The organism is Sphingosinicella sp. BN140058 (genome assembly GCF_004135585.1).
Lineage (GTDB): Bacteria > Pseudomonadota > Alphaproteobacteria > Sphingomonadales > Sphingomonadaceae > Allosphingosinicella.
The window spans coordinates 74,545-87,173 of record NZ_CP035501.1 but is presented as its reverse complement, the minus strand read 5'-3'; the positions used below and the strand labels follow the sequence as shown (position 1 = coordinate 87,173).

12 protein-coding genes are annotated in these 12,629 nt (G+C 63.9%); 6 read left to right on the top strand and 6 right to left on the bottom strand.

From position 1 onward, the window contains the following. Positions 1-197: 197 nt before the first annotated feature. Positions 198-1,040, bottom strand: a complete 843-nt coding sequence (locus ETR14_RS00355) for a hypothetical protein (RefSeq protein ID WP_129382838.1) — start codon at positions 1,038-1,040, stop codon at positions 198-200. Positions 1,041-1,535: 495 nt separating this feature from the next. On the opposite strand from ETR14_RS00355, the gene ETR14_RS00350 reads away from it, so the two are divergent. Then, positions 1,536-2,567, top strand: coding sequence for an SDR family oxidoreductase (locus tag ETR14_RS00350; RefSeq protein ID WP_129382837.1), 1,032 nt, complete (start codon positions 1,536-1,538; stop codon positions 2,565-2,567). Positions 2,568-2,756: 189 nt separating this feature from the next. Here the strand turns inward: ETR14_RS00350 and ETR14_RS00345 are convergent, their stop codons facing one another. From ETR14_RS00345 to ETR14_RS00335, 3 genes are all read right to left on the bottom strand, one after another. Then, positions 2,757-2,954: a hypothetical protein gene (locus tag ETR14_RS00345; protein WP_129382836.1), complete on the bottom strand. Its 198-nt coding sequence runs from the start codon at positions 2,952-2,954 to the stop codon at positions 2,757-2,759. Beyond that, on the bottom strand, positions 2,954-4,261 hold the full coding sequence (locus ETR14_RS00340) for an Nramp family divalent metal transporter (RefSeq protein WP_243455697.1): 1,308 nt from the start codon (positions 4,259-4,261) through the stop codon (positions 2,954-2,956). The genes ETR14_RS00345 and ETR14_RS00340 overlap by 1 nt, the downstream gene beginning before the upstream one ends. 365 nt (positions 4,262-4,626) lie before the next feature. After that, positions 4,627-5,235 (bottom strand): hypothetical protein, encoded by a 609-nt coding sequence (locus ETR14_RS00335; protein WP_129382835.1) that lies wholly within the window; start codon positions 5,233-5,235, stop codon positions 4,627-4,629. A gap of 100 nt (positions 5,236-5,335) precedes the next feature. Here ETR14_RS00335 and ETR14_RS00330 point away from each other — a divergent pair, with 100 nt between their 5' ends. The 3 genes from ETR14_RS00330 to ETR14_RS00320 all read left to right on the top strand — a co-directional run bounded on the left by ETR14_RS00330 (position 5,336) and on the right by ETR14_RS00320 (position 7,422). Further along, complete coding sequence (locus tag ETR14_RS00330) at positions 5,336-6,217, top strand: hypothetical protein (RefSeq protein ID WP_129382834.1); 882 nt, start codon at positions 5,336-5,338, stop codon at positions 6,215-6,217. A 453-nt stretch (positions 6,218-6,670) separates the two neighbouring features. Next, positions 6,671-6,946, top strand: a complete 276-nt coding sequence (locus tag ETR14_RS00325) for a hypothetical protein (RefSeq protein WP_129382833.1) — start codon at positions 6,671-6,673, stop codon at positions 6,944-6,946. Beyond that, entirely contained in the window at positions 6,946-7,422 is a 477-nt protein-coding gene (locus ETR14_RS00320) for a hypothetical protein (RefSeq protein ID WP_129382832.1), read from the top strand. The genes ETR14_RS00325 and ETR14_RS00320 overlap by 1 nt, the downstream gene beginning before the upstream one ends. A 326-nt stretch (positions 7,423-7,748) precedes the next feature. Here the strand turns inward: ETR14_RS00320 and ETR14_RS00315 are convergent, their stop codons facing one another. Together ETR14_RS00315 and ETR14_RS00310 are read right to left on the bottom strand one after the other, a co-directional pair. Continuing rightward, positions 7,749-8,495 carry a hypothetical protein gene (locus ETR14_RS00315; protein ID WP_129382831.1) on the bottom strand — a complete coding sequence of 249 codons (747 nt, stop codon included), beginning with the start codon at positions 8,493-8,495 and terminating at the stop codon, positions 7,749-7,751. 132 nt (positions 8,496-8,627) lie between these two features. Then, on the bottom strand, positions 8,628-9,098 hold the full coding sequence (locus ETR14_RS00310) for an Lrp/AsnC family transcriptional regulator (RefSeq protein WP_129382830.1): 471 nt from the start codon (positions 9,096-9,098) through the stop codon (positions 8,628-8,630). A gap of 136 nt (positions 9,099-9,234) precedes the next feature. On the opposite strand from ETR14_RS00310, the gene ETR14_RS00305 reads away from it, so the two are divergent. Together ETR14_RS00305 and ETR14_RS00300 are read left to right on the top strand one after the other, a co-directional pair. Continuing rightward, positions 9,235-10,440 (top strand): amino acid aminotransferase, encoded by a 1,206-nt coding sequence (locus tag ETR14_RS00305; RefSeq protein ID WP_305851959.1) that lies wholly within the window; start codon positions 9,235-9,237, stop codon positions 10,438-10,440. Next, on the top strand, positions 10,433-12,517 hold the full coding sequence (locus ETR14_RS00300; protein WP_129382829.1) for a transketolase C-terminal domain-containing protein: 2,085 nt from the start codon (positions 10,433-10,435) through the stop codon (positions 12,515-12,517). Before ETR14_RS00305 ends, ETR14_RS00300 begins: the two co-directional genes overlap by 8 nt. The last annotated feature ends 112 nt before the right edge of the window (positions 12,518-12,629 follow it).

Below are 12,629 nucleotides of genomic sequence, written 5' to 3'. Positions count from 1 at the left end.
TGCGCGGGCGCAGAGCCTGCCAAGACAAAAATGAGCATTGCACTCGCGGTCGAAAACCGCACCATCTGCTCTCTCCTTCGTCCGGGAATGGACGACGGCGGGATCGCGCAGGAACGCTCACCGGTCTTGAACGAAATTGCCGGGTGCGCTCCGGCGAATGCGTCACCGAGGCAAAAGGAAAGGCTCGGAGCCCAAGGCTATTTAAGGGTTTTCGCACCTGTCCCGGTAAGGCCCCGTAAGGTGCCTTTTGGAAATCCGGATCGCGTCACAATGATGCCTTCGGTAACCGGCCCAACGGTGACCCGCCTCGGCGAAAGACTCGGCTCGGGCACGTCGAAGCGAATCGCCACGACCTGGTTCGAGGCGATCAGGCAGGTGCCCGGTGGGGTGTCCGCGCATAGGTCGATCTTGATCAGATCCACGGGCGTGAGCGCAGCAATCGCCTGCAGGCACGAGGCGCGACTGTCGCTGACCTGGTCAACAGCAAAGGCGCCGCAGAGCAGGTTTTCAGGTGGCTTGGCGGCCCTCACGGCTTCAACGAGACGCGCAATTTCGCGTATCGAGCGCGCGGCAAGGGTCGCCGACGGCGCTGACAGCAGGTTGTGCCGGCGCGGATCGGTAGAATTGCAGATCGCCGCATCCGCTTCCGCCTCCCGGGACGTCAATCCTCGTCTCGGCTGCGCGATAAACCGCGGGAGCGAAGGCGCAAAGTAGACTGGAGAAGCGGACAGCTGCTTGACGCGGAGCCTGGCGGCGGTTGCCCGCGGCTGAAGGTCTACGAGAACGTGGTCGGCTTCGCACAGGCCCGGTTCTGCGCTCGGCCGGCCGTCGCTCACGAAGTGGAGCATTGGAATCTCAGCCGCGAGCGATCGCCGGTTGTCGCCCAGCGGGTGCAGGGTGCGTGCGATCTCATCGAACAGCCGCGCAGTCAGCGCATCGGCCGGGCCGGTCGCCGCCACGTCGCCGCGTTGGTGCGCCTCCCGAAGCTCAGCGACGGGAGCGCAGGCGGAGATGACCAGCAGAAGCAGGATCGCACGCATGCTTCATCGCTACCGGACGTTGGTTAAGCATTGGTGCTCCGGCGAACTGAGCAGCGGTCGTTGCAGGACGATCCCGTCTGCCTGGCTCCCGGCGATGAAGCTTGAAACGGGAGTGGCGCTCATCTTGGGCAGTGGGCCCCCTTACCCAAAGCTGTTTAGGGGTTTTCGTACGTGTCCGCGTAATCTCGACGGTAGGACGAACCGACCGGACATAGAGCGCTCCCCCCAAGGATGCCTCCGGTTGTGACGAAGGGGCGGGGCGCGCTCAAGACCTTATCATTCGGCAAGACCAACCGCCTGCTGCCGCGTTGGTTACCGGGGGAAGCGGTGCCGGGTCATCCGGGCCGATCGCGCGGCGTGCCACTGGGCGAGGCCAACGCCATTTCGCCGGGCGATGCCCGATACGGGCTTTGGTCCCGGTCGGGCACTCCGCGGCGCCGGCCCCGTTGAGGCTTGCAGCGCCACCGGGCGTGATCAACGCCAGGAGACAGTTTCGTGCGCATCAGGTTCAAGCCGATCGACCAACAGACGATCGTCATCACGGGAGCGAGCAGCGGCAACGGCCTCGCCGCCGCGCTGGAGGCGGCGCGCCGCGGCGCCGCCGTGGTGCTGGTGGCGCGGAACGGCGGGAGCCTGGCGCGGATCGAGCGCGACATCGTCGCCTCGGGCGGCCGGGCGACGAGCGTCGCGGTGGACGTCGCGGCGCGCGGCGCGGCGGAAGAGATCGTCGCCAGGGCGACCGAAATGTTCGGCGGATTCGACAGCTGGGTCAACAATGCCGCGGCGGGCGTCTACGGGACGCTCGAGCAGGTTCCAGTGGAGGACCATGAGCGGATCTTCGCCGTAAATTATTTCGGGACCCTCTACGCCTGCCTCGCGGCCGCACGGCATCTGAAGGCGCGGGGCGGCGGCGCGATCGTCAACGTCGGCTCGATCCTGGGCGACCGGGCGATCATCCAGCAGGGCCCCTATTCGGCCAGCAAGCACGCCATTCAGGGGCTCACCGACACCCTGCGGATGGAGCTCGAGCATCAGCGCGCCGGCATTTCGGTGACCCTGGTCAAGCCGGGCGGCTGCGGCACGCCCTATCCCGAGCATGCCCGCAACTACATGGACAACCCGCCGCGCATCCCGCAGCCGCTCTATCACCCGGACATAATCGCCGACGCGATCCTGTTCGCGTGCAGCCACCGCAAGCGGTCCATCTATGTCGGCGGGGGCGGGGTCGCGGCCGCCCTCATCGGCCAGCTCGCGCCGCGGATCACCGACCTGGTGATGGAGGCGATCGGCACGCGCATGCAGCAGGAACCGCGCGACCCCGGCGACCCGGCGATGCGCAACAACCTCTACCGGCCCAAGGCCGATGGCGAGGTGCAAGGCACGCAGAAGGATTGGGTTCGCAGGACGAGCGTCGCGGTGGCGCTGCAGAAGCCTTCGCGCGGAATGTGGCTGGGGGCTGCTGCGGCAATCGGGGCCGCCGCCTTTGTCGCCGCTCGGGTCGGGAAGGTGGGTGAGGCCGGCCGGTAGGAGCCGGCGACGAAGCGGCGGGCAAGCGCGCGAATGTGTGGTTTGATTTCTGATCGTTCCGGCGTTCTTCTACATCTCTGTTGGGGATCAGCGGGCAAACGGCCTCGCGGACCGTGCTGGCGTCTGCGGGCCTCGCCCTGTGCCGGGAACCCGGCTGTGGCATTCTATGGCTGGGGTGAGCGATGGCGCTCACCGCCTCGATCGCGCATGACGCGCAACTGCCAGGATTTCGACGAACGCACCGGCGACCATCAGCAGCGCTCCGGATCGCGTCCACCAGAGAGGTGCCTGGCCGCGAATTGCCCCGCCGAGCAGCATCGCGATGCCGATCAGCATCAGCAGGCCCGAGACGACGATGCTCCGCCTGAAGGCCGGGCCGGCCGGCATCACATGAACCAGGTCACGACGAGCGACGCGGTGCACAGGAAGGTGATCAAGGTTGTCGCCCAGCCCAAGATGTTGGTGACGCGCCCGTTGGTGCGGGCGCCGACCACCGTGCGGCTGTTGGTCAGCAGCATCATCAACAACAGCAGCGGCGGGACCGAGAAGCCCTGCACGATCCCCGACCAGACGAGGGCCTTCATCGGATTGAAGCCGAGGAAGTTCATGCCGACCGCCGCGGCGGTGACGAGGGCGATGATGGCGTAGAAGAGCCTGTTCTGGTCAGGCTGATCGTGAAGGCTGCCCTCTCGGCCAAGTCCCTGCACGACATCGTATGCGGCCCCCGTGGTCATCACCGGAACGGCGAGAAAGCCGACCCCGACGACGCCCGCGGCGAAGAGGTATTTGGCGGCCTCGCCGGCGAGCGGCTCGAGTGCCGCGGCAGCCTGGGCGGCGGTTTCGATCTCGGTCTGGCCGGCCGGATGCAAGGTGAGGCCGGTGGACATGATGATGAAATAGAGGATCAGGTTGGAGAAGATCATCCCGATCAGAACGTCACGGCTCGTCGCCTTCATCTCCTTGCGGCTCGCGCCCTTGCGCTGCCAGAGCTGGCGCCGTCCGATCGCGATCTGCTCCTCGACTTCCTGGTTGGACTGCCAGGTGTAGACATAAGCGGAGAGGGCCGTGCCGATGCAGGCGACGACCAGCGAGAGAAATTCGGCCGAGAATTCGATACGCGGGACGAACGTGGCCCGGAGCACTTCCAGCGGATCTGGGCGCGCCATGATCGCGGCGACCACATAGGCGAAGAGGATGAGCGCAAGCCACCGGAAGATCTGGCGGATGAGCGTGTACGATCCGAAATATTGGATGGTGAAGATGATCGCCGCCGTGCCGATCACGATCAACGGGATCGGGATGGGAATGAGCAAATTGAGCGCCGCGCCAATGCCGCCGAGATCCGCGGCGGCCTCGATGATGTTTCCGGTGAAGGCGAGGACGACCATCGGCATCAGGACCCACCTCGGAAACTGATCCCGGATGCAGGCGAACAGGCCCTTGCCATAGACTTGGCCGATCTTGGCGGACAGGTAGACGACGACGTACATCATCGGCAGCAGAACGGGGGCGATCCACAGGAAGCCGAGGCCGTAGCGGGCACCGGCACTGGCATAGGTCCCGATCGCGGACGGATCGTCGTCGGCGGCGCCGGTGATCACGCTGGAGCCGATCACCTTGACCAGGCCTGCCCTGGGCGGCGGCGCTTCGACCTGCGTGTCGGCTTCCAGAGGTTCCCGAATATTGTCCGTCACGTGCCCTCGCTCGCTGGCGTTCGATCGACCACAACCGCCAAGCGACGAGGTTGTTCACCCCCTCGGAAGTGTGGAGGCGCCGGAAACCATATTTCGGGCGCTCGATCCCACTTCGGGCGATCGCGGGCTTCGGCCTGCCGCGGGGCAACGGCAGGTGGCCGGTGCCCTGCATCGGAAGTTCGTCTTATGTCTCGCCTGCCGCAGCGCGCACTTGCTCGCTGCGTGGGCGGCGCTGGGGAGCGCGAAGGTGAGCGAAGGTGAGCTGCCACCCTGATTACCCTGGGTGGACTTCGACCCGGCCCCCCCAGAGCCACTGCCGGTGATTAGCGCCGCGTCGGCCACAGCGGCCGTAGGCACGTCTCGCCTCAACGCGCGACGCGCTCGAGATAGACGATGTTGGTGATCAGGCCGTTCTCGACCTGATAGGCGGTAATCTCTTCGGCCGTCTTTCCGCCCGCCAGGCCGGTCACGCGATCGTGGACGACGACCTTGTCGCCGAGGGTCATGCGCGCGAGCGTCTCGACATGCAGATGGGGGTTCGCGGCAAAGGACTTGGCATAGGTCTGCCGGTCGTGGGCGAGGCCTTCCGACGCCAGCTCGCCGGGGAGCGATATTTGCGAACGTCCGGATGGTAGAGGCTGAGGAACCGCTCCAGATCGCCCGTGTTGGCCGCGTCCGTATAGGCCCTTACGACGGCTTCGGGGGCGGTCGCCTCGGGCGTAAGTGGCGATTGCGCGGGCGCCGAGCTTGCGCAGACAAACATGAACATCGCAGCCACCGTCGAAAATCGCAGCATTTGCTCTCTCCTTCGTCCGGGAACGGACAAGCGGGAGATCGCGCAGGAAGGCGTTACCGGTCTTGAACGAAATTGCAGGATGCGCTCTGGCGGATGCGTCGCTTACGCAGAAGGCAAGGCCCAGAACCAAATGCTGTTTAGGGGTTGTCGCACCTGTCACCGTCGAAGCACCCAGCATTGCCTGGCGCGACGCTCAGGGGAAAGCAAGCTTTCCGGCCATCACCTTGCGAACCTACAGGTGAGGCTATAGCCTCGACCGGCAGGGTGCAGGGGGCTCAATGATCGAAATCACACTTCGCTATGACGGCGCTTTGGCAGCACAGAACGCTATCGACTTCTATGATGCGGCTCGCGCGCTCGCAGGCTTCGAGCGATCTTTGGCACTCGTGACGCACCTTGCCCTCCACGGCGAAGTGATCACGCAAGCCACGGCCCTGCGCGATGCGCAGATTCTCATTCACGCACCGGAAGAGGGTAGTTGGAAGGTGGTTGCCGCAATCGTTGGCGCGGCCTTTGCCGTGGGATCTGTCGGCAAGGATTCGCCCGTTGGTCACGTGGTCACTTCGATTTACGACTACGTGCTTTACGAAACTATGGGCTTCCATGCTGATTACGATAAGACGCTTCAGCAGTTGCATGCGGAAAAGCTTGCGGCGAAAGGCATTACCAAGCAAAAGATCAACAGCGCGATGGAGAAGACGGAGACCAGCATAGCTGACATGCACCGTCCCATCGTTGCCTCAAAGACCGCTACAAGCGCTGCGCTTTTTGATCATAGCCCATCCGGAGCGCCTCGCAAGCTTGGCCCGGACATGAGCGTTCTCACCTACGAGTACCTAATGCAATCTATCAGGAGCGAGGAGGAAGACGGAATTGTAGGCGTCGTGTCGAGTTACAACATGAACACGTTCAAGGGTCGATTGTTCGTCATTGAGGAGCAGCGTCCCATTCCTTTCGAGCTTGATGAGCGGGCTCGCACTTCCGCAATTATTGGTTTGATCACACGAAGTTTGCAGATGAACGCCGCTCAGCAAAACGATCCTCGCGCCGTGGTGGTTGTCTACGGTTTCCGCATTGAGAGCCGCTCGGGCCGCTTGAAGATGGTTAGGGTCAATCGAGTGATCGACAACAGCGATGACTTCGCGGCACTAATGGAATGATCTCTTTATTGCGCGACGAAAGATACCGAATTTCCAGCGGTTACCGCACCAATTTATCAAATGCAGTGATCTTGGCCTTCGGCCCAAGCTTCTGCGGCACTAGGGCGCGGCCGGTCAGGGCTTCGCCGGCAGTGTGCCTTGATCCGACACGATCCTCCTTCCAGGACGTGTCACTCAATTAGACTGTCTCACTCAAGGGGTGCAGTCCAGTCCAGCATCCTTATCGGGGTTCCGGTGACAGATCAGCAACTCGGTCTTCGCCGCCAGATGCAAAAGCTGAGCACTTGAAGGTGGCGGCCACCTTCATCCGAAGAACCCAATGGATGCACGGTCATCGGAACCCAGCCGTTTCGGAAGTGGAGAATTTCGACATCACCTATTATGCCGTCTGACCAAGCCCACCCAGGCGAGGCACTGCCACTCTGGCAGAACCGCGAGAAAAGCGGAGGTCACATGGATAGCGAGAAGTATAGTCGCTCAATCAAACTTCTGTGCCCCACCTGTGGGCATGGCACCTTCGAATATGACAAGGAGGTCGAGGACGGCCCGATCTGCTGCAATTCATGCGAGCGGGTGTTCACGCGCGCCGAGCTGATTCAAGAAAACGGCGAGATCATCGATTCGGAAGTGTCGGAGGTGAAAGCGGAGATCGTAGCTGATATCACGAAGGATTTTCGCAACTCGATGCGCAAGGCGTTTTCGGGTTCGAAGAACATCAAGTTTCGCTGATGCCAGCGGTTCAGATCGACGCGGGCGATATCGTCGCGGGCCTCGCGCTCATCATCGCGATCTACTCCGCATGGACCACGGCACGCTTCAACAAACGGCAAGCAGCGTTCCAAGAAACGGCCGACCGCCTGAACCAACTGCTCGTGGAGAAAGAGTCGGCTGAGACCGTCGCGCAGAAGCAGGCCGATGTGTCGGCCAACTTCTACAAGGCAGGTAAAAACAGTTATCGGCTGAAGGTTTTCAACCGTGGCAAGGGGGCTGCGACCAATGTGCGGTTCGAGGTGCTCGACGACGCCGACCTGCTCATCGACAGCGACATCGAGCGGAAATTCCCGGTGCCTGTCATGGAGCAACACGCCGTCGTCGAGCTGATCGCCGCCGTTCACATGGGATCGCCGAGCCGGGTCCACATCCGCCTGACATGGGATGACGCCACCGGACAGGAGCATTCGAAAGAGCTTCATCCGACTTGGTAGCGTCGTGGCATCGATTACCTCGGCGACGCCCAATGCTCTCGATTGATCGACCTCTTCGGGGACTCTGATCTCCTTCTCTATCTCGATCTGCTGCGATGGTGGTGTGAAGGTAGTTCCAGGGACATGATACTCAACTTGTAGGCGGTTACCGGACATCGATCGGATGCACAGAGCGGCTCAGGTGTTCTAGGCCGTGTTCTCCTTCCGTCCGGAGTTCGCCGTAGGTGCGAATGAATCGCATATCATGTCCCCGGAACTTCCGAAACTCTAGATCATGTCGACAGTCGCCGCGGTACTGCATCGGCGGCTTCATTTTCGGATCTCGCCTACTGCCGGTACTCGCCGACCGCGGATTGCATCTTCTCGACAAGGTTCGCAATTTCGTCGCGCCCCATCAACATGATTGTGGTAGACTCGGCGCTCGCAATCAGATGCCGAAGATGCGGGCCAGGATCGGATTTTTCGGAGCTAAGCATGTCGCGGAGGAACGCGTAGCTCTCATAGGCGACAGTATCCGCCGCCTGAAGCCCGGTGTACGCGTTGACGGGACAAAAGCTGGTTCCGAATAGATGATTGGCGTCAGGGTAGAGCAGTCTCGCACCCTCGATGACGTTGAGAACGTAGCCCTCACGCGCTCTGTCGAAGTGGGCGTTCAGCTGTTCATTCTCCGAACCCGCCATTTCGACCGAGAGCTTGACGCACAGGCCGAAGGCGCAGCGCTCCGCGCCTCCAACGAGTTCGCGCAAGTGTCCGGTCACTTGGTGATCCCACTCCCGGATATCGACCCCACAGGCGACCGCGGCAACGCCGCTTTCGATGATGGCGGTGCGGAAGCGACTGCGAACAAGATCGCTCGCCCCTTGGGTATAGCCTTCGAACTCGCCGGTCCTATGAACGCACGAGTAAAGGTGGAACGCCTTCAAAGGCTTCAACTGCGGATCCGGACATGCCAGTAAGCGCTGCCATTCCGCATCTAGATGAGCGAAACTCTGTGCGTGGCCAACCAGGCCTCCCCAAACGACGACACGTGAGCCGTTATGCGTTCCACTGTCATCAAAATAGGCTTCAAGCATAAGTAACTTTCGACGGTCAGGCGGTCTCGTGGCGCGACCTAACGAGGGAAGAATACCTTCTTCTACATCAGGTGGAGGTATATTCACACGTCTCACGGAAGAATGGGGTCGCGCGCTGTTCGACTCCGCCCCTCACACCGGTATCTCAGTCGTATACTTCACCTGCCGCAGTGCAAAATTACTCGCCGCATGGGCGACGCTGGGATGCGCCAGCACGCCGCGCATCACGAAGCGATCGTAATCCGCCACGTCCTGCACGGCGATGCGGAGCAGATAGTCCCATTCGCCGGACATGGCGTAGCATTCCACGATCTCGGCGCGGGACTGGATGAAGTCCTCAAATTCGGCGCGGGCCTCGATCGTCTGGCGGGTCATGCGGATCTGGCAGAGGACGTTGACGGCGCGTCCCAGCGCTTGCGGGCTGGCGAGGCGGACCGCGCGGCCGAGGACGCCGTCTTTTTCGAGCTGGCGGACGCGGCGCCAGACCGAGGCGGCGGAGGCGCCGACCTTTTCGGCGAGGGCGGCGTGGCTGAGGCCGGCGTCGCGCTGCAGCTCGCGGACGATTCGGCGGTCGCAGGCGTCGAGTTGATCAGTCTGTTTCATGATCCGGCAGAGTAGCGCAACGTGCGTTTCAGAACCAGCCCATGGCGCGCGACCTTAGATAAGCATTTTCACCTGCGCCGACTTACGCCTAAAGGCATGCCGGGCCTCCGCTTGGGAGGCATGGCAGGAGGGTAAAGTGGCGGACGCAGGCACCAACGTTGCGGCAGGTTTGTTCGACAGGCTGGAGGCGCAGAAATCGGATGCGCTGCTGCAGCTGATCGCGCTCTGCAACGCGGATCCGCGGGGCGAGAAGATCGACGTCGGCGTGGGCGTCTATCGCGACGCGGGGGGCGGCACCCCGATCCTGCGCGCGGTGAAGGCCGCCGAGAAGATTCTGCTCGAGAGCCAGGAGACCAAATCCTATCTCGGCTCGGCCGGTGATGCGCGCTTCGTCGACCTGATCAAGCCGATCGTGTTCGGCGACGCGGCGGCCTCGGACGAGCGCATCGTCGGCGTGCAGACGCCGGGCGGCTGCGGCGCGCTGCGGCTCGGCGCCGAGCTGATCGTCAAGGCCAATCCGGCCGCCCGCATCTTCGTCGGACAGCCGACATGGCCGAACCATGCGCCGTTGATCGAATGCGCCGGCGTCGAGATGGTCAGCCATCCTTATTACGACCGCGCCACCCACGAAATCGCATTCGATGCGATGATGAGCGCGCTCGAGGGCGCCAATGCCGGCGATCTCGTCCTGCTCCACGGTTCGTGCCACAATCCGACCGGCGCCGATCTGAGCCTCGACCAGTGGCGCGCGATCGCCGAGATCGTCGCCCGCAAGGGCCTCGTGCCGTTCGTCGACATCGCCTATCAGGGGCTCGGCAACGGTCTCGAGGAAGATGCGGCGGGCACGCGGCTGGTCGTCGAAGCGGCGGACCAGGCGCTGATCGCCCAGAGCTGCGACAAGAATTTCGGCGTCTATCGCGACCGGGTCGGCAGCCTGTTCATCAAGGCCTCCGACCGGCACGGCGCCGGCGTGGTGATGGGCAATCTCCTCAGCCTCGCCCGCACGATGTGGTCGATGCCGCCCGATCATGGCGGCGCCGTCGTGCGCATCATCCTCGACGACGAGCAGCTGCGCGCCGACTGGCGGGCCGAGCTCGACGAGATGTGCGGCCGCATTCGCGCGATCCGTGCGCGGCTCGCCGGCTATGACGAACGCCTGGCCTATATCGACGGGCAGAACGGCATGTTCTCGATGCTGCCGCTCGACAAGGACCAGGTGCTGGCGCTGCGCAAGGACAACGGCATCTACATGGCGGATTCCGCCCGCATCAACGTCGTCGGCCTCTCGGACGAGAGCGTCGATCGCTTTGCGCGGGCGGTGGTGGAGAAAATGGATGGCTGACGAGGCTCTGGTCGAGAGCGACTTTCGCGCAAATACGCCAGATCCCGCTTTCGACTGGGCTCGTATCGCCTATCTCGTCCAGGTCAGCCGGACCCTGGACAGGTTGGAGGAAGAACGGCTCGTTCCCGAGCGCAAGGTCCTCTACCAATTCTCGGCCCGCGGCCACGACATGGCGCAGATCCTGCTGGGATCGCGCCTCACCCACAAGAAGGATGCGGCCTGCGGCTATTACCGGTCGCGGCCGCTCCTGCTCGCGCTCGGCGTGCCGCTCGAGGATGCGCTCGGCTCCGGCATGGGGCGGGCAGGGGGCTATTCCGACGGCCGCGACATCGGCGTCGTGTTCAACTATCCCAACCCGGCGGGGGCGCCGGCGCTGCCGATGTCGGGTGGCGTCGGTGCGCAATATACGCCCACCGCCGGCTGGGCGCAGGCGATCGACTATCATCGCAAGGTGCTTGGCAACGAGGCGTATGAGGGCGCGATCGCCTTGGTGCTCGGCGGCGACGCCTCGGTCGCGACCGGCGGCTTCTGGGCGTCGCTGACCATCGCGACGACGCAGCAATTGCCGATGCTGTTCTACGTCGAGGACAATCAGTTCGGCATCTCGGTGCCGGCGACCTACCAGACTCCGGGCGCCGACATTTCGAAGAATTTGGCGAGCTTCGGCGGGCTCACCATCTTCTCCGGCGACGGCACCGATCCGGCCGAGGCGGCGCGGCTGGTCGCGGCGGCGACCGCGCACGTGCGGTCGCGCAAGGGGCCGGCCTTGCTCCATTTGCGGGTGCCGCGGCTGCAGGGGCACAGCTTCCAGGATACCCAGACCTACAAGACGGAAGAAGTGGTCCGCAGCGAATGGGCGCGCGATCCGCTGCCCAAGCTGAAGGATTTCCTGGTCGGCCCCGTCATGACCGCGCAGCGCTGGAACGGGATCGCGGCCGAGGCCGAGGCGGCGGTCGAGGCGGCGCGGGCCGCGGCGGAGGCACGCGGGGTCGCCGATCCGGCGACGGTGCTCGCCAACGTCTTCTACGAAGGGGAGATGCAGCAGCTCGGGGGACAATGGACCCACGGCTATCGCGCGCCCAAATGCCACGAGGATCCCAAGCCCGAGGGGCAAAGGATCAACATGGTGACGGCGATCCGCCGCACGCTCGATCACGAGCTCGCGATCAACGAACGGGTGCTGCTGTTCGGCGAGGATGTCGGGCCGAAGGGCGGAGTCCACGCGGTGACGCTCGGGCTGCAGGAGAAATATGGCGCCGACCGGGTGTTCGACACCAGCCTCAACGAGGAAGGGATCATCGGCCGCGCGGTCGGCATGGCGCTGGCCGGGCTGATGCCGGTGCCGGAGATCCAGTTCCGCAAATATGCCGAGCCGGCGACCGAGCAGATCAACGATTGCGGGACGATGCGCTGGCGGACCAACAACCGCTTCGCCGCGCCGATGGTGCTGCGCATCCCCGGCGGCTTCTTCAAGTGCGGCGATCCCTGGCACAGCCAGACCAACGAGGTGCAGTTCGTCCACAATCCCGGCTGGCTGGTGGCGGTGCCGTCCAATGCCGAGGATGCGGTCGGCCTGCTGCGCACGGCGCTGCGCGGCAACGATCCGGTGATCTTCTTCGAGCATCGCGCGATGCTCGACGACGTCTGGGCGCGGCGGCCTTATCCGGGCGACGGCTACGTGCTGCCGTTCGGCCGCGCCAAGAAGACGCGGGAAGGTGACGACATCACCATCGTCACCTGGGGCGCGATGGTGCCGCGCTGCGAAGCGGCGGCGAAGGAGGCCAGCGCCGACGTGATCGATCTGCGCACCCTGGTGCCGTGGGACAAGGAGATGGTGCTGGACTCGGTGCGGCGGACGCGGCGCTGTTTGATCGTGCACGAGGATCTCAGGAGCGGCGGCTTCGGGGCGGAGATCGCCGCGGTGGTCGCGGACGAGGCGTTCCTCGACTTGGATGCGCCGGTTGCGCGGGTGACGATGCCGGACATTCCGAGCCCCCACAATCCGGTGCTGCTCGACTGGGCGGTGCCGAATGTCGAGCGGATCCGGGCGAAGATCGACGAATTGGTGGGATTTTGATGATGGCTCGCACGCGGAGCGCGCGCGCCATCGTCATCCCAGCGAAAGCTGGGATCTCGTGGAGACCCGCCGTGACCTCTTGTCCTGAGATCCCAGCTTTCGCTGGGATGAC